At 70.0% G+C, this 21889-nt stretch carries 24 protein-coding genes; 10 read left to right on the forward strand and 14 right to left on the reverse strand.

Translation table 11 applies throughout. The annotated features are described in order from the left end of the window. Positions 1 to 67 precede the first annotated feature (67 nt). The gene (locus Q0Z83_RS38000; RefSeq protein ID WP_317788156.1) at positions 68 to 1291 is read left to right on the forward strand and encodes a GNAT family N-acetyltransferase; all 1224 of its coding nucleotides are present in this window, start codon (positions 68 to 70) and stop codon (positions 1289 to 1291) included. 169 nt (positions 1292 to 1460) lie between these two features. On the opposite strand, the gene Q0Z83_RS38005 is transcribed toward Q0Z83_RS38000, so the two are convergent. Continuing rightward, complete coding sequence (locus Q0Z83_RS38005; protein WP_317788157.1) at positions 1461 to 1730, reverse strand: hypothetical protein; 270 nt, start codon at positions 1728 to 1730, stop codon at positions 1461 to 1463. Positions 1731 to 1753: 23 nt separating this feature from the next. Between Q0Z83_RS38005 and Q0Z83_RS38010 the strand changes: the two genes are divergently transcribed. Further along, positions 1754 to 2035: a hypothetical protein gene (locus tag Q0Z83_RS38010; RefSeq protein ID WP_378078902.1), complete on the forward strand. Its 282-nt coding sequence runs from the start codon at positions 1754 to 1756 to the stop codon at positions 2033 to 2035. A 229-nt stretch (positions 2036 to 2264) separates the two neighbouring features. Here Q0Z83_RS38010 and Q0Z83_RS38015 read toward each other — a convergent pair whose 3' ends face one another. The 4 genes from Q0Z83_RS38015 to Q0Z83_RS38030 all read right to left on the reverse strand — a co-directional run bounded on the left by Q0Z83_RS38015 (position 2265) and on the right by Q0Z83_RS38030 (position 5829). Then, positions 2265 to 2750, reverse strand: a complete 486-nt coding sequence (locus tag Q0Z83_RS38015; protein ID WP_317788159.1) for a ribose-5-phosphate isomerase — start codon at positions 2748 to 2750, stop codon at positions 2265 to 2267. Positions 2751 to 2762: 12 nt separating this feature from the next. Further along, positions 2763 to 3680 (reverse strand): alpha/beta hydrolase, encoded by a 918-nt coding sequence (locus Q0Z83_RS38020; RefSeq protein WP_317788160.1) that lies wholly within the window; start codon positions 3678 to 3680, stop codon positions 2763 to 2765. Continuing rightward, complete coding sequence (locus Q0Z83_RS38025; RefSeq protein WP_317788161.1) at positions 3680 to 4876, reverse strand: DUF1015 family protein; 1197 nt, start codon at positions 4874 to 4876, stop codon at positions 3680 to 3682. Before Q0Z83_RS38025 ends, Q0Z83_RS38020 begins: the two co-directional genes overlap by 1 nt. Before the next feature lie 320 nt (positions 4877 to 5196). Further along, complete coding sequence (locus tag Q0Z83_RS38030) at positions 5197 to 5829, reverse strand: mycothiol-dependent nitroreductase Rv2466c family protein (protein ID WP_317788162.1); 633 nt, start codon at positions 5827 to 5829, stop codon at positions 5197 to 5199. Between the two features lie 107 nt (positions 5830 to 5936). On the opposite strand from Q0Z83_RS38030, the gene pepN reads away from it, so the two are divergent. Next, the gene (gene pepN, locus Q0Z83_RS38035; protein ID WP_317788163.1) at positions 5937 to 8495 is read left to right on the forward strand and encodes an aminopeptidase N; all 2559 of its coding nucleotides are present in this window, start codon (positions 5937 to 5939) and stop codon (positions 8493 to 8495) included. Between the two features lie 137 nt (positions 8496 to 8632). Continuing rightward, entirely contained in the window at positions 8633 to 9184 is a 552-nt protein-coding gene (locus Q0Z83_RS38040; protein WP_317797227.1) for a Uma2 family endonuclease, read from the forward strand. Between the two features lie 4 nt (positions 9185 to 9188). Here Q0Z83_RS38040 and Q0Z83_RS38045 read toward each other — a convergent pair whose 3' ends face one another. Beyond that, positions 9189 to 9584 carry a DUF5130 family protein gene (locus Q0Z83_RS38045; RefSeq protein ID WP_317788165.1) on the reverse strand — a complete coding sequence of 132 codons (396 nt, stop codon included), beginning with the start codon at positions 9582 to 9584 and terminating at the stop codon, positions 9189 to 9191. Next, entirely contained in the window at positions 9571 to 9816 is a 246-nt protein-coding gene (gene ctaJ, locus Q0Z83_RS38050) for an aa3-type cytochrome oxidase subunit CtaJ (protein ID WP_317788167.1), read from the reverse strand. Before ctaJ ends, Q0Z83_RS38045 begins: the two co-directional genes overlap by 14 nt. Positions 9817 to 10047: 231 nt before the next feature. Here ctaJ and Q0Z83_RS38055 point away from each other — a divergent pair, with 231 nt between their 5' ends. Together Q0Z83_RS38055 and Q0Z83_RS38060 are read left to right on the forward strand one after the other, a co-directional pair. Then, positions 10048 to 10524 carry a hypothetical protein gene (locus Q0Z83_RS38055; protein ID WP_317788168.1) on the forward strand — a complete coding sequence of 159 codons (477 nt, stop codon included), beginning with the start codon at positions 10048 to 10050 and terminating at the stop codon, positions 10522 to 10524. A gap of 9 nt (positions 10525 to 10533) precedes the next feature. Further along, the gene (locus Q0Z83_RS38060) at positions 10534 to 11349 is read left to right on the forward strand and encodes a class F sortase (protein WP_317788170.1); all 816 of its coding nucleotides are present in this window, start codon (positions 10534 to 10536) and stop codon (positions 11347 to 11349) included. Positions 11350 to 11363: 14 nt separating this feature from the next. On the opposite strand, the gene Q0Z83_RS38065 is transcribed toward Q0Z83_RS38060, so the two are convergent. Next, entirely contained in the window at positions 11364 to 11909 is a 546-nt protein-coding gene (locus Q0Z83_RS38065; protein ID WP_317788171.1) for an HNH endonuclease, read from the reverse strand. Between the two features lie 244 nt (positions 11910 to 12153). On the opposite strand from Q0Z83_RS38065, the gene Q0Z83_RS38070 reads away from it, so the two are divergent. From Q0Z83_RS38070 to Q0Z83_RS38080, 3 genes are all read left to right on the forward strand, one after another. Continuing rightward, a complete protein-coding gene (locus Q0Z83_RS38070; protein WP_378078910.1) occupies positions 12154 to 13164 on the forward strand; it encodes a mechanosensitive ion channel family protein in 1011 nt (336 codons plus the stop codon). Positions 13165 to 13173: 9 nt separating this feature from the next. Further along, positions 13174 to 13560: a globin gene (locus Q0Z83_RS38075; RefSeq protein ID WP_317788172.1), complete on the forward strand. Its 387-nt coding sequence runs from the start codon at positions 13174 to 13176 to the stop codon at positions 13558 to 13560. Positions 13561 to 13624: 64 nt separating this feature from the next. Further along, positions 13625 to 14899 carry a PKD domain containing protein gene (locus Q0Z83_RS38080; RefSeq protein ID WP_317788173.1) on the forward strand — a complete coding sequence of 425 codons (1275 nt, stop codon included), beginning with the start codon at positions 13625 to 13627 and terminating at the stop codon, positions 14897 to 14899. Here Q0Z83_RS38080 and Q0Z83_RS38085 read toward each other — a convergent pair. The 5 genes from Q0Z83_RS38085 to Q0Z83_RS38105 form a co-directional block, all read right to left on the reverse strand. After that, the gene (locus Q0Z83_RS38085) at positions 14896 to 15483 is read right to left on the reverse strand and encodes a type III secretion system chaperone family protein (RefSeq protein WP_317788174.1); all 588 of its coding nucleotides are present in this window, start codon (positions 15481 to 15483) and stop codon (positions 14896 to 14898) included. The genes Q0Z83_RS38080 and Q0Z83_RS38085 overlap by 4 nt on opposite strands. Positions 15484 to 15611: 128 nt before the next feature. Further along, positions 15612 to 16271 (reverse strand): hypothetical protein, encoded by a 660-nt coding sequence (locus tag Q0Z83_RS38090; protein ID WP_317788176.1) that lies wholly within the window; start codon positions 16269 to 16271, stop codon positions 15612 to 15614. 16 nt (positions 16272 to 16287) lie between these two features. After that, positions 16288 to 16704, reverse strand: coding sequence for an acyl-CoA thioesterase (locus tag Q0Z83_RS38095; protein WP_317788177.1), 417 nt, complete (start codon positions 16702 to 16704; stop codon positions 16288 to 16290). A 5-nt stretch (positions 16705 to 16709) separates the two neighbouring features. Then, entirely contained in the window at positions 16710 to 18386 is a 1677-nt protein-coding gene (gene ettA / locus Q0Z83_RS38100; protein WP_317788178.1) for an energy-dependent translational throttle protein EttA, read from the reverse strand. A 98-nt stretch (positions 18387 to 18484) separates the two neighbouring features. Beyond that, the gene (locus Q0Z83_RS38105) at positions 18485 to 18946 is read right to left on the reverse strand and encodes a hypothetical protein (protein WP_317788180.1); all 462 of its coding nucleotides are present in this window, start codon (positions 18944 to 18946) and stop codon (positions 18485 to 18487) included. A gap of 188 nt (positions 18947 to 19134) precedes the next feature. Here Q0Z83_RS38105 and Q0Z83_RS38110 point away from each other — a divergent pair, with 188 nt between their 5' ends. Continuing rightward, the gene (locus tag Q0Z83_RS38110; protein ID WP_317788181.1) at positions 19135 to 20529 is read left to right on the forward strand and encodes an alpha,alpha-trehalose-phosphate synthase (UDP-forming); all 1395 of its coding nucleotides are present in this window, start codon (positions 19135 to 19137) and stop codon (positions 20527 to 20529) included. Positions 20530 to 20651: 122 nt separating this feature from the next. Here the strand turns inward: Q0Z83_RS38110 and cobA are convergent, their stop codons facing one another. Further along, positions 20652 to 21860, reverse strand: a complete 1209-nt coding sequence (gene cobA / locus Q0Z83_RS38115; RefSeq protein ID WP_317788182.1) for a uroporphyrinogen-III C-methyltransferase — start codon at positions 21858 to 21860, stop codon at positions 20652 to 20654. Positions 21861 to 21889: the final 29 nt, after the last annotated feature.

Below are 21889 nucleotides of genomic sequence, written 5' to 3' on the forward strand. Positions count from 1 at the left end.
CGACTTCGAGCGTAGCGAGCCAACAAATCGGTCGCCGCAGCACACAGCAGTCCGTTACACACAGCTTATGAAGGATGAGATAGAACTCCGCCCCAGCACCCCCGACGACTTCGCGCCGATCTTCCAGCTTCTCAGCACGGTCTTCCACGAGGAGATCGACGGGGAGCTCCGCGATCTCGAAGGGATCGTCTACGAGCTGGACCGGTCGCTCGTCGCCGACGACGCCGGGCTGGTGGCGGGCCATGTCCAGGCCTTCACGCGGGATCTGACCGTGCCCGGAGCGGTGATCCCGGCCGCGCACGTCTCCGGGGTCGGGGTGCTTCCGACACACCGGCGGCGCGGTCTGCTCACCCGGATGATGAACCGGCAACTGCACGAGATCGCCGACGCCGGCCGGGAGCCGGTGGCGGTTCTGTGGGCCAGCGAGGCCGCCATTTACCCCCGATTCGGTTACGGTCCGGCCGCCTCCCGGCTGGTTTTCAACATCACCAATCGTGAGGTACGTCTCCCCGCCCCGCCGCCGGAGCCGTCCGGCCGACTGCGGATGGGTGACCCGCAGGAGCTGCTCCCGGAGATCGGCAAGGTCTACGAGCAGCTGCGGCCCGGCCGGGTCGGATGGTCCAGCCGGGACGACAACTGGTGGAAGTGGGTCCTCAGCGATCCGAAAGACCATCGTGACGGTGCCACCAAGCGGTACGCCGTGGTGTTCGAGGGCTCCGGCGGGCCCACCGGCTATGCGCTGTGGCGGGTCAAGAACGACTGGAACATTCACGGCTCGACCGCCGACGTGCAGGTCCGTGAGGTGGCCGCGGCCGACACGGAGACGTACCGGGCGCTCTGGCGTTTCCTGCTGGAAGTCGACCTCACCCGCAGTGTCAGCTGGCGGCTGGCCGCCGTCGACGAACCGTTGCTCTACATGGTCGACGAGCCCCGCCGACTCGGTCCCGGCTTCTCCGACGCCCTGTGGCTACGGGTGATCGACGTGCCCGCGGCGCTGGCCGCCCGGCGGTACGCCACCGACGTCGACGTGGTCCTCGAGGTCACCGACCCGATCCTGACCTCGAACAGCGGGCGCTGGCGGCTCACCGGCGGGCCTGGTGGGGCCACCTGTGCCGCCACCTCCGACCCGGCCGACGTGGCCCTGTCGGTGACCGATCTGGGGGCGGTCTACCTCGGTGGCACCTCGTTCGGCGCGCTCGCCGCGGCCGGCCGGATCCGGCAGCTGACCGGCAACGATCCGGCCGTCGCGTTCGGCTGGCACCGGCTGCCCAGTCCGACCGAGGTGTTCTGAGTTGATCGGCACGGCGGTACCGTCGGGTTCATGGGCCAGCCCGAACGCCGACGCCGCCGCGTGCGTCCCTCCTCGGCGTCGACCGAGACGACCACCGACGAGACGACCGCCGACGCATCCGCCGCCGCGGCCGCGGCTGGTCCCGCGGCCGGCACTGCACCGGAGGTCGTCACCCCTCCCCCGATCCCGGCCCCACCTCCGGTCCCGGCTCCGTCTCCGGTCCCGGCGCCACCTCCCGTCCCGGCGCCACCTCCCGTCCCGGCGCCACCTCCCGTCCCGGCGCCACCTCCCGTCCCGGCGCCACCTCCGGTGCCCGGTTCACCTCCCGGCGGTCCGGGTTCACCACCGGTACCCGGTCGGCCCTCAGGTGGTCCGGGATCGCCGCCGGTGCCCGGCCCGCCCTCAGGTGGACCAGGATCGCCGCCCGTTCCTGCGCCACCCCATGCTCCGCCTCCGACCGCGGTGACCACGGACGGGCCGCAGCCGTCCGGGGAACGATCGACCGGGCGGCCCACGCGGGGCGGCATGCCGAAGCGGCCCGGCGGGGCGGGTGGTGACGAGCGGGAGTCCGAGCGTGGGTTGCGCGGCCTGGTCGGCTCGGGTTCGTCGCAGGTCAGCGTCGGCGCTGCGCTGCGGGCCCGAGACGCCTCCCGACCCGGCGACGACGACCTGGCCGACGCCGAACGCGACCTGCCGATCATCAGACGCAACTGGCTACCCCGCGAGGAACTCCCGCGCCGCTGAGCTCAAGGTCGAACCCATCTGGTCGCCAGTGCTGTTCGGCGTCGAAAACAGCACTGCCGACCAGACGGTCCGGGGAGGGACCGCCTTCCTCGCCCACCTCGCGAACGATGACGGTGAGACAGGCCGCCTCGCGAACAATGACGCTGAACGGGCCGCCTCGCGAACGATGACGGCGAGACGGGAACGGCCGGCCGCCCCGCAGGGGTGGCCGGCCGTCGAGGGGCGGGGATCAGGCGCCGGCGGCCGGGGACGGCAGCTCGGGCAGCTCACGGGCCACCTCGTAGTCGGCGAGCTGGTCGATCCGGCGGGCGTGCCGGGCGTCACCGGAGAACGGCGTCGCGATGAACGCCTCGACGAAGGCGGCCGCCTCGTCCAGGGTGTGCTGGCGGGCGCCGATGGCGATCACGTTGCTGTCGTTGTGCTGGCGGGCCAGCTCGGCGATCTCGGTCCTCCAGACCAGGGCCGAGCGGACGCCGGGGACCTTGTTGGCCGCGATCTGCTCGCCGTTGCCGGAGCCGCCGATCACGATGCCGAGCGAGCCCGGGTCGGCGACGACCTTGACACCGGTGTGGAAGCAGAACGCCGGGTAGTCGTCCTCGGCGTCGTAGACGTGCGGTCCGACGTCCACCACGTCGTGCCCCTGCTTGGCCAGGTGGTTCACGAGGTGGTTCTTCAGCTCGAAGCCGGCGTGGTCGGAACCCAGGTAGAGACGCATATCGGAAGTCTTTCAGAAGGTGAGGGCCGAACGCAGGGCGGACGCCACCTGATCAGCCGCGGCCCGCGCGGCGTCGATGGTGGCCAGTTTGCGGGCGAAGCCATGGTTCACACCCATGTAGCGGGTGTGCACCACCGGGACGCCCGCGGCGATCAACGCGTCGGCGTAGTCGGCGCCCTCGTCACGCAGGGCGTCGTACTCCGCGGTGATCACCAGGGTGGGCGGCATGCCGGACAGGTCGGCCACCGCGAGCGGCGACACGTCCGGGGTGAGCCGGCGCACCGGATCGGGGACGAACGTCTCCCAGGCCAGTTTCATCGAGGCCCGGTCCAGCCCGTACTCCCCCACCTCGTCATACGACTCGGCGGAGGTGAGCGGGTCGAGGGCCGGGTAGATGAGCACCTGGAAGTCGAGCGGGGTGGCGGCGTCCCGCTGGCGACGGGCGGTGACCGTGGCGAGCTGGCCGCCCGCACTGTCGCCGCCGATCGCGAGCCGGGACACGTCCAGGCCCAGGTCGCCGCCGGACTTGCGCAGGTAGCGCAGAACGGTCTCGGCGTCGTCCAGCGCGGCCGGATACACGTGCTCGGGCGCCAACCGGTAACCGGCCGACACCACGGCACAGCCGGACCGGTCGGCGACCCGGCGGCAGAACCTGTCGACCGTCTCGATGCTGCCGTAGCACCAGCCGCCGCCGTGCAGGTAGACCAGCACCGGAGTGCCGATCCTGGTGGCGTAGAGGCGGCAGGGCACCCCGTCGGCGTCGAAGTCGGCGACCACCGGCAGCGGCAACGCCGGCCCGGTCTCCGCCTCGTTCGAATCCTCCATCGCGGCCCGGACGCCGAGCAGCCGCTGGTACGGGTCGGCGGCGAGCTCCTCCGGGCTGGGCCGCCGCCGGAGCTGGGCGGCGGCCTCGACCTGCGGGTGCAGCATCAGCGGATGTCGGCCACGACCAGGCCGCCCCGAGCCTTCGGGGTGAACCAGGTGCTCTTGCGTGGCAGCTTGAGCCGCTCCAGGTTGACCTCGACGAAGTCGTCGACGGTCACCGGGGCGATCAGGATGGCCAGCTCGGCCCGGCCGGACTCGACCTCGCCGCGCAGCCACTCGACCGGGTAGTCGCCGCCGATGTAGGCGATCCGCTTGTCACCGGCGTCCAGCCCGAGCGCGTCCCGCAGCAGGATGCGCTCGACCAGGGCGTGATCCAGGTTCTCCACCGAGGTGCCGGCCGGGTCGGCCGGTAGCTCGACCGCGAACGTGCGGCCTCCGCCGTACAGCTCGATGGTGCCCTTGATCGGAAGCTGCGCGACGCGCGGCAGCTCGGTGACCGTCGCACCGGCCGCGCGCAGCCGCTCGAGAAGCTCGTCGAGCGACGCCGGCAGCTCGCTGACCAGGCGGTTGTAGGGCTGGATGAAGACCGACGCGGGGGTGGTGACGACGGCCAGGAAGCGCTCCAGGCCGCCGGTCTGTGCGGCGAGGCTGCGGTGGTTGCCGTCGGCGACCACCAGCTCGCCGCCGCCGGCCAGGGCGAGCAGGCGATCCTGCAGCTCGCCGGGGCCGACCGGCCAGATGGCATGGGTCCGCCCGGCGCCGTCCACGTCGGTCGTGGCCGGCTCGCCCGCGGCGTCGATGGCCTCGGCCAGCGCGGCGTGCAGCTCCTCGCCGCGGCCGGTCTGCAGCAGCAGCACCGGGGAGAGCAGGGCGCCCACCGACTCGGCGAGAGCGACGCGCTCGCGCACCTTGCTGATGAAGACGTCCTCATTGCGGATGACCAGGCCGGGCTCGTCGGCGCTGGTGGAGATCTGACCGGTCTCGACCATGCTCCACAGGCCGTACGCGGGCGCCTCGCCCGGCGCGGATATGCGGTAGAGCACCACCACGTGCTCCGCCTGCCGGTACTTCTCCTCGGCCTGATCACGCTGCAGACGGACGACGGCGTCCGGCAGGGACTCGAGGAAGGACTTCCCGAGGGACTCGGGCGCGAGGTGCGGCATCTCCACGGCAAGCGCGCTGTGCGGGTTGCCCTTGATGATGTCGGTGATTTCGGCGTCGTCGGCGAACTCGTCGTAATTCTGGGCCCCGGTACCTCCGTTGGTGATCCAGGCCAGTTTGATCGGGTGCACGACCGTCATGGCACGCAACTTACCCGGCGAAGCTTGGGTACCTAACCACCGGCATAGTCCCCCGTGACCTGCTCAACTGTGACGCGCGGTGCAGATTCACCGGCCGTTCCGCGGGTCGTGCCGTCACGGTCACCGGCGGAGCGAGCATAATCGCCACCTCAGGGGGCAAATCGGCCCAGACGCCGCGCTGGACACTGATGCTCGAACCGACCGAGTTGCTTTCCGGCATTACCCGCCTCCGTGTTGGATGAGGTGTAGGTCACCCCATCCAACGACGGATCTTCGGCAAAGCGTCGCTTTTCCTTGCGACTACCACCGAACAGCAACCTTCAGTCGAAGATCGGCCCGAGGTCGCGGCTGCGCTTGAGCTCGTAGAAGCCGGGCGTACCGGCCACCAGGACCACACCGTCCCACAGCTTGCCGGCCGCCTCACCCTTCGGCGCCGGGGTGATGACCGGACCGAAGAAGGCGACCGTCTCGCCCGGGTTGGGACCCGGCGCGTGGATCACCGGGGTGCCCACGTCGGTGCCGACCGGCTTCATACCGGCGTTGTGGCTGGCCCGCAGCGCCTCGTCACGGGTGTCGGTGAGAGCGGCGTCGGCCAGGCTCGGGTCGAGGCCGACCTCGGCCAGCGCCTCCTGGAACAGCTTCGGGTCCTGCGTGTCGTACTTCTGCAGGTGGATCCGGGTGCCGAGGGCGGTGTAGAGGTCACGCAGCACGGCCGGACCGGCCGCCTCGGCGGCGGCGATGCAGACCCGGACCGGGCCCCAGCCCTTGGCCAGCAGCTGCTTGTAGTTGTCGGGGAGCTCGTCGCGGCCCTCGTTGAGGACGGACAGGCTCATCACGTTGAACCGGACGTCCAGTGGACGGACCTTCTCCACCTCCAGCAGCCAGCGGGAGGTGATCCAGGCCCACGGGCAGAGCGGGTCGAACCACATGTCGACGGTGGCACGTTGAGTCATGGCTCGATCTTCCACCCTCATCCGGGCACGGTCGGGGTGAGTTACGTCGCCGTGTCCGCATAGGCTGCGGGTAAAGCAATCAGCTGTCAGCTCGAAGGAGAGTGCACGTGGCCGGTGTTCACAACCTGACCCAGGTCGAGGCTGCGGAGCGTGGTCGATTGCTCGAGGTGACGGGGTACGACATCACCCTTGACCTGACCGACGGGCACGGCAACCCCGGCTCCGACACGTTCCGGTCCACCACAGTGATCAACTTCAGGTGTGCCGAGCCGGGTGCGTCGACGTTCATCGAGGCGGCCGCGGCGCGGATCAACGCCGCCACGCTCAACGGCGCGCCGCTGGATCTCAGTGCCTGGACCGCGGAGAAGGGCCTGGTGCTGCCCGGTCTCGCCGCGGAGAACACCCTCGTCGTCGACGGGGACTTCGGATATTCGGCGAGCGGGCAGGGGCTCCAGCGCAGCCTCGACCCGGTCGACAAGGAGGTCTACCTCTACAGCCAGTTCGAGACGGCGGACGCGCAGCGGGCGTACGCCTGCTTCGACCAGCCCGACCTCAAGAGCGTCTACACGTGGCACGTGACGGCGCCGGGGCACTGGAAGGTCGTCTCGAACATGCCGGTGGCGTCCGAGGAGGCGGCCGCGTTCGGCGCCAAGACGGTGCACTTCACCACCTCGCCGCGGATGAGCACCTACATCACGGCGATCTGCGCCGGGCCGTACCACGAGGTCCGCGACTCGCACGACGGCATCGAGCTGGGCGTCTTCTGCCGTGCCTCGATGGCCCGCTACCTGGACGCCGACGACCTGTTCCTGATCACCAAGCAGGGCTTCGACTTCTTCCACGACAAGTTCGGCGTGCGGTACCCGCTGCCCAAGTACGACCAGCTGTGGGTGCCCGACTTCAACGCCGGCGCGATGGAGAACTTCGGCTGCGTCACCCACGCCGAGTCGCACTACATCTTCCGCTCGCAGGTCACCGACTACGAGTACGAGCAGCGCGCCAACACGATCCTGCACGAGCTCGCCCACATGTGGTTCGGCGACCTCGTCACCATGCGCTGGTGGAACGACCTGTGGCTGAACGAGTCGTTCGCCGAGTGGGCCAGCCACTGGTGCAACACCGAGGCCACCCGGTTCGGCGACGCCTGGTCGACGTTCCTGTCCATCCGGAAGTCCTGGGGCTACCGGCAGGACCAGCTCTCCTCCACCCACCCGGTGTACTGCGAGATGCCGGATCTGGAGGCGGTCGAGGTCAACTTCGACGGCATCACGTACGCCAAGGGCGCCAGCGTGATCAAGCAGCTGGTCGCGTACGTCGGGCTGGACCCGTTCCTGACCGGTCTGCGGGCCTACTTCACCAAGCACGCGTGGGGCAACGCCACCTTCGACGACCTGCTCACCGAGCTGGAGACGGCGTCCGGCCGGGAGCTGCGCAAGTTCGCCGCACAGTGGCTGGAGACGGCTCAGGTCAACACGCTGCGCCCGATCGTCGAGCTGGACGCGGACGGCAACTACACGAGTGTCGTGGTGCAGCAGGAGGCTCCGGCCGACTACCCGACGCTGCGCACCCACCGGGTCGGCATCGGCCTGTACGACCTGGACGGCGACCGCCTGGTCCGGCGTGAGCTGATCGAGGCGGACGTGGCCGGCGAGCGCACCCCGATCGAGGCGCTGTCCGGGGTCAAGGCGCCGGATCTGCTGCTGGTCAACGACGAGGACCTGACGTACGCGAAACTGCGGCTGGACGAGCGTTCGATGGGCACCCTGGTGCGGCACATCGCGGGCTTCGACTCGGCGCTGCCCCGGGCGCTGTCCTGGGCCGCCGCGTGGGACATGCTGCGCGACGCCGAACTGGCCGCCCGTGACTACGTCGCCCTGGTGGTGGCCGGTCTGCCCGCCGAGAGCGACATCAACCTGACCACCGCCACCCTGCGGCAGGCCGGGATGGCGCTGACCAGCTTCGCCGACCCGGAGTGGGCACCGGAGGGCTGGGCGCTGGTGGCCGGGCTGGCGCAGCGGCAGCTGGCCGCGGCCGAGCCGGGCAGCGGCTGGCAGCTGACCTGGGCGCGGGCCTTCATCACCGCGGCCCGGACACCGGAGCAGGCGGCCGTGTTGCGCGGCTGGCTGTCCGGCGAGGCGAAACCGGACGGCCTGGTGGTCGACACCGAGCTGCGCTGGTCGCTGCTGCAGGCGCTGGCCGCGCTGGGCGCCGCCACCGAGCCGGAGATCGACGACGAGTTGGCCGGGGACAAGACGGCCAGCGGCGAGCGGGAGGCGGCGATCGCCCGGGCGCTGCTGCCGACTCCGGAGAACAAGGCGCGGGTCTGGGCCGAGCTGACCGGGCCGCAGGCGCCGCCGAACTGGCTGAACCGGTCGCTGCTGCAGGGCTTCCTGAGCACCCGGCAGGTGGCGCTGACGGCGCCGTACGCGGAGAAGTTCTTCACCGTCGTGGCCGACGTGTGGGCCCGTTCGGACAGCGAGCCGGCGCAGGAGTTCGCGACCATGGCGTACCCGACTCTGCAGATCAGCGAGGAGACGGTGGCGCTCACCGACGCCTGGCTGGCACGGGACGGGCACCCGGCGTCGCTGCGGCGACTGGTGGCCGAGGGGCGGGACGGTGTGCTGCGCGCGCTCAAGGCGCGAGCCAAGGACAGGTCCGCTTCCTGACCGATTGTGATTATCGGCCCGTCCCCGGATCCGGGGGCGGGCCTTTCACATGCCATTACTTACCAGCGCATAACCCGCCGGAAACAACTCTGTGTGAGTAGGCTGGCACTCCGCGGTGATGGAGGTGGCCTGTGACGATGCTGAGCCATGGTGCTCCGGTGCGGTGGAGCGCCCCGGAGGGCCGGTGGACCCAACCGGATCTGCAGCTGTTTCCCCAGGACGGTCATCGGTACGAGATCCTCGACGGCAGCCTGCACGTCACCCCACCGGCGGACGCCCGACATGGTTCGATCGTCGAGTCGATTGTCACCACGCTGCGATCCGCGGCACCGCCCGGCTGGTGGGTCTGCGCCCGGCTCGGCATCGAGATGGAGACCAGCAACCTGGTGCCGGACGTCACCGTGTTGCGGCCTCGCTCGTCCGGCGCCATCTGGGTGGACCCGGCCGACGTCGCGCTCGTGGTGGAGGTCGAGGCGATGGAGACCCGGCGCTACGACCGGCTGCTCAAGCCGGACGTCTACGCCGCGGCGGGCATCTCGGCCTACTGGCGGGTGGAGGAGGGACCAGTCCTGCGGGCTTTCACCCTGGACGGGACGGCCTATCGGCCCGCCCAGGACGTGGAGGCCGGTGAGCAGGCGAAACTCGACGACCCCTACCCGGTACGGGTGAATCCGGCCGCCTGGCGCTGAGGCGTCAGCCTCGGCCGGCGTGGGACGCCAACTGGTCGATACCGATCATCAGGCCACCGGCCAGGTCGCCGCCGCCGAACGACGCGGCCATCGACAGACCGGCCAGTTTCGCGTCACGGTCGGAGATGCGCTTGCGGGCGTCGGCGCCGGTGATGATCTCCAGCTTGCGCTGGTTGGGCGACACCGCGATCAGGACCGCACGCTGCGGGTTGCGGGTCTGCGCGTGCAGTTTCTCCGCCGCCGCGCGGTGCGGCTCCTCGAGCGGGCCGAGGTAGATGCTGAAGTTGAGGCCGGTCACCTGATCGGCGACACGAAGAGCCTCGTCGAGGCGGAGCAGCTGCCGGGTCGAGAACGGGCCGTCGACCGGCTGCTCGAGCGGGGTGACATCACCAACTGTCACTTGCGCCTCCTGTTGGACCGGGCCGAACGGGTGCGCCGGAGCTGTCCTCGATGATCAGCCCGACGGAGTGGCCGTCGCCGGCAGGCACGACCTGCTGCGGCGTGGCGGTGAACCACATCGCCGGGAAGTCATAGGGACGGCCCGGGCGGTAGCGGCGATCCGGCTTCGACCGGTCGGAACCGGCGAGCACAAGAGTCGCGATCGTCCCGATGACGGCGGCCGGAATGATCACGAAGACCAGAACGGTGCTGATTACTGACAACTCAACGCCCCCAGGCGCCAACGTTCCCTATTGATTCCGAACATCAATCACCGTAGCGGAGCGCATGTCGTCCCGGACCGTCGGGTCTCGAACCGGGGTCTCACGCCGTCGGGATCTACGCGGAATGTGCAAGGAGGTGCGAAAATCACCCTCACGCGCCGTCCGCGTGCTTTCCCTCGCGAACGGCAGAAGGGGGATCCCATGCGCATGTTCGTCCCCGCTGTCGTCGCGGGTCTCGCCTGCGCCCTGACCGGCGCCTCCCCGGCCGCTGCCGCGGCCGTGTTCGTCGAGCTCAACCCCAGCACGGTGCGGGCCGGCGACGAGTTCGCGCTACGCGCGTCGTGTGACGACAACCTCAAATCGGCGACGGTGCGGGGCGGGCCGGTCGGCTCGGTCACCGTCGAGCCGGAGTTCGGATTCCTGACCGCGACGGTACGGGTACCGGCCGACACCGAACCGGGTGACTATCCGGTCACACTCACCTGTCCGGAGGGCGGCGGAGCCACCGCCGTCCTGCACGTGGTGGCCAAGGTGGAGCCGTCCCGCGGCCCGGCCACGGGTGGCGGCGGCACCGCCGACGACCTCACTGGTCCGCTTCTGATCGGCGGCGGGCTCGCCCTGGCACTGGCCGGGCTGGCGCTCGGCGCCGTGTCGGTGCGCCGCCGGCGAGTCGGCTGAGGGGCCGGCGTGGCGAGCGGGGACGGCCGACCGGCGGGCGCTCGGGTCCCGGAGGCGGTCGCGCACAAGCGCCCGGCCCAGATCATCACGGCGCCGCCGCCCGGGGCGATCACCGGGCCGTTGCCGCCGACGCCGGAGATCAAGGGCCGGTCGCCGTTCCGGCTGGCGCTGCCGGGCCGGATCCCGAAACCGCGGCCGGTCCGGGGTCGCAAAGGCGGCATGATCGGGGTCGTCGCGCTGGTGCTGCTGTTCCTCGGGTTGTTCGTGGTCGGCCTGGGGCTCGGCTTCTCCACCGGGTTCGACCTCGGCGGCCTGTTCCGCGGGCCGGACCAACCACCGCCCCGGGCGTTCCCGGTGCTGGAGCCGAGCCGTCCGCAGCGGCTGGAGATCCCGTCGATCGGGGTGTCCGCGCCGATTCTGGAGGTGGGCCTGGCCGGTGACGGGTCGGTGGACGTGCCGCCGCTGCGCCGGCACAACGAGGCGGGCTGGTTCGAGGGCGGGCCGACGCCGGGGCAGTTCGGGCCGGCGCTGATCGTCGGGCACGCGGACACCCGTACCGGGCCGTCGGTGTTTCATCGCCTCGATCAGATGCGGGCGGGCCAGGAGATCCGGGTGAACCGGCAGGACGGGACGGTCGCCATCTTCAAGGTCAACTCGGTGGAGACGTTCGACAAGGGCGCGCTGCCGGCCGAGCGTGTCTACGGTGACTACACCCGGCCGTCGCTGCGCCTGATGACGTGCGGCGGCAAGTGGCTGGGCGGCGAGGAGGGCTACGAGGACAACGTCGTCGTCTTCGCCTCTCTGGTCGACTCGCGGGACGCCTGACGACCCGGCCGGGGTCAGGCCGCCTCAGCCTCCAGGTGGGCGCTGGGCAGGTCGAGCCAGTCCATCCAGCGGGGGTCGGGGGTGCGGTGACCGAGGACCCGCCACGCGACGCCGCGCGGGGCGGCCGGGGCGGCGTGCAGGCGCCAACCCAGCTCGGCCGGGGTCTTGTCACCCTTGCTGTGATTGCACTTGGCACAGGCGGCGACCACGTTGTCCCAGGCGTGCAGCCCGCCGCGGCTGCGCGGGAAGACGTGATCGATGGTCTCGGCCGAGCCGCGGCAGTAGGCGCAGCGGCCGCCGTCACGGGCGAAGATGGCCCGGCGGGAGAGACCGACGTGCGTCCGGTACGGAACCTTCACATACCGGGTGAGGCGGACGACCGACGGAACCGGAACGGTCTGGTGCGCGCTGTGCAGGATGCCGTCGCCGTCGGAGACACACTCGGCCTTGGCGGTCAGGAGCAGGATGGTCGCTCGACGCACCGATACGACGCACAGCGGCTCGTAGGTGGCGTTGAGAACTAACGCGGAAGAGCCAACCGTGGGTCGTATGTCAGGCATCGCGATCACCCTTCCGGTGTCAGTTGCTGTAAACCGCTCCCATAGCCCATGCGTGTGTGAGATGGGCCTCGTCGAACTAGCCCGTTGCGCCAATAGTCCCTGATGAATGACCAAATTGCGAGCAGAATCCGTAGCCGTTCGGTAAACGTCTGAGGTCTTCGCCCAGCCCGACCCGGTACCTTGACTACCCGTGTTCTTCTTAGCCGCCGCAACTCCGGGCCCGAGTTCGTCGGCCGACGTCTTCGTGACGCCGGTCTGCAAAGATGACGCGCTCTGCGCCCAGATCCTCGACTACACGCAGAACCAGTGGCTCGCCACCAGTAGCTACGTGGTCGTGATCAAGCCGCTGCGGATAGCCGCGATCATCCTCATCGCCCTGCTGATCCGTTGGCTGATGCACCGCGCCATCTCGCGGCTGGCCACCAGCACCTCGCGGGCCTCGATGCCGGCGCTGCTGAAGCCGCTGAAGGAGAAGGTGACCGTCACCGCCGAGGAGGGGACGTTCATCCCCGAGCGGCGGCGTCAGCGGGCCGAGGCGATCGCGTCGGTGCTGCGCAGCTTCGTCAGCGCTGTGATATTCACCATGGCCGCGCTGCTGGTGATGGGAGAGCTCGGTTTCAACCTGGCACCGCTGCTGGCCAGCGCCGGCATCGTCGGTGTGGCCCTCGGCTTCGGGGCGCAGAGCCTGGTCAAGGACCTGATCGCCGGTCTTTTCATGCTCCTGGAGGACCAGTACGGCGTCGGCGACACGGTCGACCTGGGCGAGGCCACCGGTGTGGTGGAGAGCGTCGGCCTGCGGATCACCACGGTCCGCGACGCGCGGGGTGTGCTCTGGTACATCCGTAACGGCGAGATCGTCCGGGTCGGCAACAAGAGCCAGGGTTGGGCGATGGTCGTGGTGGACATCCCGATCGGTTTCGTCAACTCGGAGGAGGCGATCACCGTGCTCAAGGGCGCGGCCGAGACGGTCGCCCATGATCCGGAGCACGAGACCGGTTTCCTGGAGCCGCCGGACGTGGTCGGGGTCGAGCAGCTGACCGTGGACGGCGCGGTGATCCGGACGATCGCCAAGACGACCGCCGACAGCCAGGTCTCCATCCAGCGTGACCTGCGCCGGGCGCTGACCGAGTCGCTGGAGACGTCCGGGCTGTCCGAGCGGATCGCCGCGTCCCGGCTGCTGCCGCGCAGCGCTGTGCCGCCGGCGTGGATGGGTGGCGGCGCCTCGGCTCCGGAGAAGCCCGGTGGCGCGACCTAGGATGGAGCGGTGAGCGAACCGACCTTCTTCGACGCCGTGGGCGGCGAGCCCACCTTCCGGCGTCTCGTCGACAAGTTCTACGAGGGTGTCGCGGAGGACCCCCTGCTCCGGCCGATGTATCCGGAGGAGGATCTGGGTCCGGCCGCCGACCGGTTCACGCTCTTCCTGATGCAGTATTGGGGCGGCCCTACGACGTACTCCGACAATCGCGGTCATCCGCGGTTGCGGATGCGTCATGCGCCGTTCCGGGTCGACGCGGCGGCCCGGGATGCCTGGTTGAGCCACATGCGGGTGGCTGTCGACTCGCTCGGCCTGCCCGACGAGCAGCGGACCCCACTCTGGGAGTATCTGGAGCGAGCGGCCTATTTCATGGTGAACGCGATGGATCCGGCCTGATCAGTGTCGTGACGGCCGATGGCTCGTTGATCGGATTGTCACTCACAGTCCGGGGAGCCCCTCCATGCGCCGTCGTGTGCTCGCGGCCGCCGTCGTCGCGGCCTTCGCCGTACCGTCGATAACCGGCGTTCCCGCGGCGACTGCGGACACCTATCACCCGACGGTGGTCTCGGCCGATCCGGTGGACTTCACGCCGCACGTCCTGGACGGCACGGTGTGGTCGCTGGCGCTGGTGGGCGACACGGTGGTGGTCGGCGGGTCCTTCACGAAGGTGTCCGACGCGAGCCGGCGGGTGACGTTGGCGCGGAAGAACATCTTCGCGTTCGGGCTGCACGACGGGCAGATCCGGACGTTCGCCCCGGAGGTGGACGGCGCGATCTATTCGCTGGCCGCCGGCCCGGAGCAGTCGGTCTATCTGGGTGGCGCGTTCAAGAGCGTGAACGGTACGGCGCAGCGTGGACTGGCCCGGGTGTCGCTGGACGACGGCTCCCGGATCTCCTCGTTCGGCGCCCGGGTCAACTGGGGTGACGTTCGGTCGCTGGTGACCCGGGGCGGCAGCCTGTACGCCGGTGGCACGTTCTCGGCGGTCAGCGGGATCCGGCGGACCGGCCTGGTGCGGGTGAACGCGCTGACCGGTGTGGTGGATCAGGGCTTCGACGCGCGGCTGGCCGGGCCGGGGCTGAAGCGGACCCGGGTCGAGCACTTCGACGTCTCCCTGGACGGGCGGAAGCTGATCGCCGTCGGCGCCTTCCTCAAGTCGGGGACCGCGGACCGCAATCAGATCGCGCTCTTCGACGTGGGCGGGTCGGGCGCCGTCCTGAACGGCTGGTACACCGACGCGTTCATCCCGACCTGCATGCAGGGCTTCGACACCTATCTGCGGCAGGTGAAGTTCTCGCCGGACGGCTCCTACATCGTGGTGGCGGCGACCGGGCGGGCGTCGTCGGCGCAGAAGCTGTGCGACTCGGCGTCCCGCTTCGAGACCCGGACCAGCGGGAAGCAGACTCCGACGTGGGTGCAGCGGACCGGCGGGGACTCGCTGTACGCGGTGGCGATCACCGGGCCGGCCGTCTATCTGGGCGGGCACCAGCGGTGGTTCGACAACCCGTACGGCACCGACGGGAACGGGCCGGGCCCGGGTGCGGTGTCGCGGCCGGGAATCGGCGCGGTGAACCCGAACACCGGCAAGGCCCTGGAATGGAATCCCACCCGGTCCCGCGGGGTCGGGGTGCGCGCCTTCCTGGTCACGCCGGACTACCTGCTCGTCGGTTCGGACACCGACGAACTGGGCCGCGAATATCACGGCCGGGTCGGCATGTTCCCGCTGCCCGGGGCTTAGAGCAGCGCGCCCTCGTCGTGGAGCCAGTCGACGAACGAGGTGGCCACGGCCGCGCCGCAGTCGAGCAGCTCGACGAGCAGCGAGTCGTGGACACCGGCGGCGAGGGGCACCTGCAACTCCGCGTAGATCGGAAGCTGGCCGCGCTCGGTCGGGTCGCCCACGTAGGCCTTGCAGAACCGTCGTGTGTGGTTCCACTCGTTGACCACGCGGTAGGCACGGTCCGCCCAGTCCGGCGGGACCGTCGCGTGCGGCCGGGCCCGCATGACCAGGATCTCGTCTTCCGGGCCCTCCAGGGTGAACAGCACGGCGTGCCGCTCCCACATGGCCAGCAGGCTGCCCCCGCCGTCGGCGAGGAACCGGATGTCGAGCAGGTCGAGTGCCTTGCCGACCCGGGTCAGCTGCACCGGCGTGACCGGATCGGACGTGCCGGGCGTGGACAGTTCAGACGGGACCCCGGAGCGGCTCGGCTCCCGCTGGGCCGGAACACCGACGCGAACGGTGCTCTGCACCGCAACCTCGCCGCCACCGGTATCCGACTGCTCATTGCTCGCAGCCGATCCCGGACGCCATGACCACCACGGCATCGTGTGCACCTCGCTCCCCAACAGACCCACGCCGGACGTTGCAGTGGATCCGAGGGCCGACGGTACCCGCACGCCTCCTGAAGGTCATCCCCCTAACGGGAGGGCGGGACCAGAAGAACGATCCACCGTCACCCTTTCGGGTGACCCACCATCGGCATAACGGTCAATTTGTGAACGCTCTGTCGCCACGCTACTCCATATGGTGCAGAAATTCCCACCCAGCCACCGGCTACGCGAACCCGCGCCTCGACCGGATCCGCGTCCCGCGGACCGAGGAATCCCATCCGGGCGACCGCCTGAACGAGTCGCTGGGAGATCTGCACGGACCGTCCATCGTCCGGCGTGACGACCAGCGCCACATGATCGAGGAGAGCGTCGCGCACCGCCCGCCGGCCCACCGCGCGCCCGGACATCCCGCCGGAGGCGATCTCCCGCAGAGTGCCCGCCGCCGCCTCGGCGAGCTGGGCCAACTCGGACCCGGAGACCGACTCGACGGCCTGACTGGCGGGCGGCGGCAGCGGCCAGCGCCACTGGGTGTCACGGCGCTCGGGCAGCGACTCGCCACCCGCGGCCAACACCGCGAGCATCTCGGCGGCCGAGACCGTCGCGTCACCCGGGCCGGGACCGGCCACCTCGCGAGTGACCAGCACATCCCACGGCAGGCAGGCCCAGAGAGCGGTCCGGCCGCCGGCCGAACGGAGCCGCACCGGCGCGGCCGGGTCGAGCCGGGTGAGCCGCGCCAGGAACGCGCCTGCGTCGGGAACCCCGAGCAGGCCGTGCTCACTCATGACCGGTTGACAATCATCAGGACACCTCGGTGTACGGCCGGAGAAAGTCGCGCTCGGCGTCCGACAGCCGGCGCGGATGCCCCTTGACCAGGTTGTAGGGCACACAGACGGACTTCGCCCGGCTGGCCAGCACGCCGTCGTCGAACAGCTCGTAGGAGACGGTGAAGGCCGCGGCCCGCAGCTCGGAGATCCACATCTCGATCCGGACCGGGTCACCGAAGTCGACCGGCCGCAGGTAGTCGATCTCGTGCCGGGCGATCACGATGCCCTCCTCGAAGGAGCCCAGGCCGTGCGCCTTGGCCCCGACGAAGAACATCGCCACGCGCGCCTCCTCGTAGAGGGTGAGGAAACGCGCGTTGTTGACGTGCCCGTACGCGTCCATGTCGGACCAGCGCACGGGCACGTCGTAGATGAACCGATCGGCGTCAGTCACACAGATCAATCACGGGTCAGCTTGCGGTAAGTGACCCGATGCGGCCGGGCCGCCTCCGCGCCGAGACGGTCGACCTTGTTCTTCTCGTACGCCTCGAAGTTGCCCTCGAACCAGAACCACTTGTCCGGGTCCTCGTCGGTGCCCTCCCACGCGAGCATGTGGGTGGCCACCCGGTCGAGGAACATCCGGTCGTGGGAGATGACCACGGCGCAGCCGGGGAACTCGAGCAGCGCGTTCTCCAGGCTGGAGAGGGTCTCCACGTCCAGGTCGTTGGTCGGCTCGTCGAGCAGGATCACGTTGCCGCCGATCTTCAGCGTCATCGCGAGGTTGAGCCGGTTGCGCTCGCCACCGGACAGCACCTTGGTCGGTTTCTGCTGGTCCGGGCCCTTGAAGCCGAAGGCCGCGACATACGCCCGGGAGGGCATCTCGACCTTGCCGACCATCATGTGGTCGAGACCGTCGGAGACGACCTCCCACACCGTCTTGGCCGGGTCCAGGCCGGCGCGGCTCTGGTCGACGTACGACAGTTTGACCGTCTCACCGATCCGCACCGACCCCTCGTCCGGCTTCTCCAGCCCGACGATGGTCTTGAACAGCGTGGTCTTACCGACGCCGTTGGGACCGATGATGCCGACGATGCCGTTACGCGGGAGCGAGAACGACAGGTGGTCGATGAGCGTACGCCCGTCGAAGCCCTTGACCAGGTCGTTGACCTCGATGACGGTGTTGCCCAGACGCGGGCCCGGCGGGATCTGGATCTCCTCGAAGTCAAGCTTCCGGGTCTTCTCCGCCTCGGCCGCCATCTCCTCGTAGCGATCCAGCCGGGACCGGCTCTTGGTCTGCCGGGCCTTGGCATTGGACCGCACCCACTCGAGTTCCTCGGCCAGACGCTTCTTCATCTTCGCGTCCTTGCGGCCCTCGACCGAGAGACGCGCGGCCTTCTTCTCCAGGTACGTGGAGTAGTTGCCCTCGTAGCCGATCGCCCGGCCGCGGTCCAGCTCGAGGATCCAGCCGGCCACGTTGTCCAGGAAGTACCGGTCGTGGGTGATCGCCAGGACGGTGCCCGCGTACTTCGACAGGTGCTGCTCCAGCCAGTGGACACTCTCCGCGTCCAGGTGGTTGGTGGGCTCGTCGAGCAGCAGCAGGTCGGGCGCCTCGAGCAGCAGCTTGCACAGCGCGACCCGGCGACGCTCACCACCGGAGAGCTGGGTGACGTCGGCGTCCGGCGGCGGGCAGCGCAGCGCGTCCATCGCGAGGTCGAGCTTGGAGTCGACGTCCCACGCGTCGAGGTGGTCGAGCTCCTCCTGGAGCTTGCCCATCTCGTCCATCAGCTCGTCGCTGTAGTCGGTGGCCATCAGCTCGGCGATCGCGTTGAAGCGGTCGAGCTTGGCCTTCGTCTCGGCGACGGCCTCCTGGATGTTGCCGAGGACCGTCTTCTCCTCGTTGAGCGGCGGCTCCTGCGCCAGCATGCCGACGGTGTAGCCGGGCATCAGCCGGGCCTCGCCGTTGCTGGTCTTGTCGAGCCCCGCCATGATCTTGAGCAGACTGGACTTACCGGCGCCGTTGGGGCCGACGACACCGATCTTGGCGCCTGGCAGGAAGCTCAGCGTCACGTTGTCGAGCACGACCTTGTCGCCGTGCGCCTTGCGCGCCTTTTCCAGGACGTAGATGTACTGGGCCACGGTGTGCCCTACCTCCGAGATCGTGGATTGTCGGTGCCGGGATCAAAGGGCAATCTTTCCACCCGCCGCGGCCGAGCCGTTCGGCAACCCCGGGCACTTCAATCCTGGACGACCGCCTGCTCCTCCACGGTGCCGTCCTTGTGCGTGATGACGAGCCGGTCGAGGCTGACCGTGAAGGTCGCTCCGTCGTTCGCCGTGGCGGTGAATGCGCCGACACCGTCATACCGCACCCCGGCCAGGAACAACGCGGTCCGGTTCTCCACCCACGGGGCCTCGGCGCCGCCCTTGTTGGCGTGGTAATACAGGGCGCCGTCCGCGTCCTGGCAGACCCAGATGACCGCCCGGCTCTCCGTCCGCACTCGCAGGACCTGCCGCAACTCACCGTTCGCCCCGAATTGAGCGCCCATCTCCTGGGTACGGTCCAGACATGCCTGATACGCGGGGAGAAGTGACAGCGTCGGTGACGGCTTGGGGACCGATGTCCCGGAGCCGCGCCGCTCGGAGAGCAGATAACCGCCGATCAGGCCGATGATCGCGAGCAGCGCCGTGGCGATCACCACAGGGAAGAACAATGGCTGCCGTCGCTGGGAATGATCATCAGGCGGGGTCACCGGCACAGGATCGCACCCCGCCCCAACCGGGTCCATCACCGTCTATCGCGGTGGCGGACCGGAGCCGGTGAGAAAGCGAGAGCTTACACACAGTAGGCTCACGTTGGGAACAGAAACCACTCGGAGGTGTACTCAGCGTGGCCCAACGAAGTTCCTTCGTCGTCGTCGCCAACCGTCTGCCCGTGGACGAGGTCACTACGCCGGACGGTGAGAAGCAGTGGCGGCCCAGTCCGGGCGGCCTGGTCACAGCCCTACATCCGGTCCTGGTCGAGCATCAGGGCACATGGATCGGATGGGCCGGTGGCTCGGGTGAGGCACCCGAGCCGTTCGACCTCGAGGGCATCCACATCCACCCGGTTCCGCTCAGCGACGAGGAGCTGGAACGTTATTACGAGGGCCAGTCCAACGCGACCATCTGGCCCCTCTACCACGACGCCGTCGAGACCCCGGTCTACAAACGGCGCTGGCGCGAGACCTATCGCGTGGTCAACCACAGGTTCGCGCAGGCCACGGCGGAGGTGGCCGCGGAGGGCGCCACCGTCTGGGTGCAGGACTACCAGCTGCAGCTCGTGCCCTCGATGCTCCGGGAGATGCGGCCCGACCTGCGGATCGGGTTCTTCCTGCACATCCCGTTCCCGCCGATCGAGCTGTTCATGCAGATGCCGTTCCGGGCCGAGATCCTGCGCGGTCTGCTCGGCGCCGACCTGGTCGGCTTCCAGCAGCGGCTGGCCGCACAGAACTTCGTTCGTCTGGCCCGGCACCTGCTCGGCCTGCGTTACGAGGGCCAGTCGATCCAGGTCGACGGGCGCCGGGTGAAGGCCGGGGCCTTCCCGATCAGCATCGACACCGCGGAGATGGAACGGCTCGCCGCCGACCCGTCGGTGCAGGCCCGGGCCAAGCAGATCCGGGCCGAGCTCGGTGATCCGAAAACGGTGATCCTCGGGGTCGACCGGCTCGACTACACCAAGGGCATCGAGCTGCGCCTCAAGGCGTTCCGCGAGCTGCTCGCCGACGGCAAGCTCAACGTCGGTGAAGCGGTGATGGTGCAGGTCGCCACGCCCAGCCGGGAGCGGGTCGAGCACTACCAGACCCTGCGGGTGAAGGTGGAGCGCGAGGTCGGCCGGATCAATGGCGAGTTCGGCCGGGTCGGCACGCCGGCCGTGCACTACCTGCACCAGTCGGTCGACAAGCAGGAGCTCGCCGCGATGTATGCGGCGGCCGACGTGATGATGGTGACCCCGCTGCGCGACGGCATGAACCTGGTCGCCAAGGAGTACATCGCCTGCCGCGGTGACAGCGGCGGCGCGCTGGTGCTCAGCGAGTTCGCCGGTGCGGCCACCGAGTTGCGGCAGGCGTTCCTCTGCAACCCGCACGACCCGGACGGGGTGAAGGACGCGCTGCTGCGCGCGGTCGGCGCCGAACCGTCCGAGCTGAAACGGCGGATGCGCGTGATGCAGCGGCATCTGCGGACCCACGACGTCGCCCGGTGGGCGCGTTCGTTCCTCGACGAACTCGGCGTCGAAGAGGGCTGAGGCAGGCGAGAGGGCGCCGGGCCGATCTCGGCCCGGCGTCAACCCTTGCAGCGGTACGGGTGAAGGCGCGCCGATCGCACGCCGACGCCCGCGTGCCGCCCCGATCGGCCCGGCCGGCCCCGTCAGCCCGCCGCGGGGGTGAACTGCTCCCCCACCGCCACGACCTCGCCGATCACGACGACCGCGGGTGGTCGGATGCCGGCCGTCGCGGTCTGCTCGGCCACCGCGCCGAGTGTGCTGATCAGCGACCTCTGATGGGCCGTCGAACCCTCCTGGACCACGCCGACCGGAGTGTCCGCCGAGCGGCCCTCGGCGATCAGGCGCTCGGCGATCTTCGGCAGGTTCTTCAGGCCCATCATCACCACGACGGTCCCGCGCATCCGGGCCAGCGCCGCCCAGTCGACCAGGGTGTCCGGGTGGTCCGGCGGGATGTGCCCGGAGATCACGGTGAACTCGTGCGCCACCCCACGATGGGTGACCGGGATGCCGGCCAGCGCGGGCGCCGCGATCGAGCTCGTCACCCCGGGCACCACCAGCACCGGCACCCCGGCCTGGGCACAGGCCAGCGCCTCCTCGCCACCACGGCCGAAGACGAAGTTGTCGCCGCCCTTCAGCCGGACCACGAACCTCCCCTGGCTCGCCCGGTCGACCAGGATCCGGTTGATCTCCTCCTGGGCGGCCTGCGGCCCATACGGGATCTTGGCGGCGTCGATCAGCTCGACCTCGGGACGCAGCTCACCGAGGAGCATGCCGGGGACCAGCCGGTCGGCGACCACCACGTCGGCAGCGGCGAGCAGCCGGCGGCCCTTCACCGTGATCAGCTCCGGGTCGCCGGGGCCGGCCCCGACCAGGGCCACGCCCTTGAACTCGGGCGACGCCGGCGGGGAGGCCTCCAGCACGTTCGCCACCATGTCGCGGACCGCCATCGCACGGCGGCGGTCACCACCGTCGGTGACCGCCACGGTGACCTGGCCGTGCCTGGTGACGGCCGGGGTCCAGGCAGTCGCGGCGTCGCGGTCGTCGGCCCGTACACAGAAGATGTGGTTCTGCTCGGCAGCGACGCTGACCTGGGCCGCCGCCTCCGGGTCGTCGACCGCGACATGGACCAGCCAGGCACCCTCGACGTCGCCGGGCGCGAAGCGCCGAGGCGTCCAGGACGCCCGGCCCGCGTCGACGTGCCCCTGAAGGGTGGGGGTGAGCTCCGGGGAGACGATCTCGACCCGGGCGCCCGACGCGATCAGGGCCGGCACCCGGCGGGTGGCGACCGTGCCACCGCCGACGACCAGCACGCGACGACCCTCGAGGCGCAGCCCCAGCGGATAGATGCTCATTTCTCCGACACTCCCGCGCTCATTTCTCT

The sequence above is a fragment of the Actinoplanes sichuanensis genome, assembly GCF_033097365.1.
Classification (GTDB): domain Bacteria; phylum Actinomycetota; class Actinomycetes; order Mycobacteriales; family Micromonosporaceae; genus Actinoplanes; species Actinoplanes sichuanensis.

What these genes read in the sequence shown, in the direction of transcription:
- Q0Z83_RS38000 (WP_317788156.1), top strand. Translation starts at nt 68, where the DNA reads ATGAAGGATGAGATAGAACTCCGCCCCAGCACCCCCGACGACTTCGCG.
- Q0Z83_RS38015 (WP_317788159.1), bottom strand. Translation starts at nt 2,750, where the DNA reads ATGCGTCTCTACCTGGGTTCCGACCACGCCGGCTTCGAGCTGAAGAAC.
- Q0Z83_RS38020 (WP_317788160.1), bottom strand. Translation starts at nt 3,680, where the DNA reads ATGCTGCACCCGCAGGTCGAGGCCGCCGCCCAGCTCCGGCGGCGGCCC.
- Q0Z83_RS38025 (WP_317788161.1), bottom strand. Translation starts at nt 4,876, where the DNA reads ATGACGGTCGTGCACCCGATCAAACTGGCCTGGATCACCAACGGAGGT.
- Q0Z83_RS38030 (WP_317788162.1), bottom strand. Translation starts at nt 5,829, where the DNA reads ATGACTCAACGTGCCACCGTCGACATGTGGTTCGACCCGCTCTGCCCG.
- Q0Z83_RS38040 (WP_317797227.1), top strand. Translation starts at nt 8,633, where the DNA reads ATGCTGAGCCATGGTGCTCCGGTGCGGTGGAGCGCCCCGGAGGGCCGG.
- Q0Z83_RS38055 (WP_317788168.1), top strand. Translation starts at nt 10,048, where the DNA reads ATGCGCATGTTCGTCCCCGCTGTCGTCGCGGGTCTCGCCTGCGCCCTG.
- Q0Z83_RS38065 (WP_317788171.1), bottom strand. Translation starts at nt 11,909, where the DNA reads ATGCCTGACATACGACCCACGGTTGGCTCTTCCGCGTTAGTTCTCAAC.
- Q0Z83_RS38080 (WP_317788173.1), top strand. Translation starts at nt 13,625, where the DNA reads ATGCGCCGTCGTGTGCTCGCGGCCGCCGTCGTCGCGGCCTTCGCCGTA.
- Q0Z83_RS38085 (WP_317788174.1), bottom strand. Translation starts at nt 15,483, where the DNA reads ATGCCGTGGTGGTCATGGCGTCCGGGATCGGCTGCGAGCAATGAGCAG.
- Q0Z83_RS38090 (WP_317788176.1), bottom strand. Translation starts at nt 16,271, where the DNA reads ATGAGTGAGCACGGCCTGCTCGGGGTTCCCGACGCAGGCGCGTTCCTG.
- cobA (WP_317788182.1), bottom strand. Translation starts at nt 21,860, where the DNA reads ATGAGCATCTATCCGCTGGGGCTGCGCCTCGAGGGTCGTCGCGTGCTG.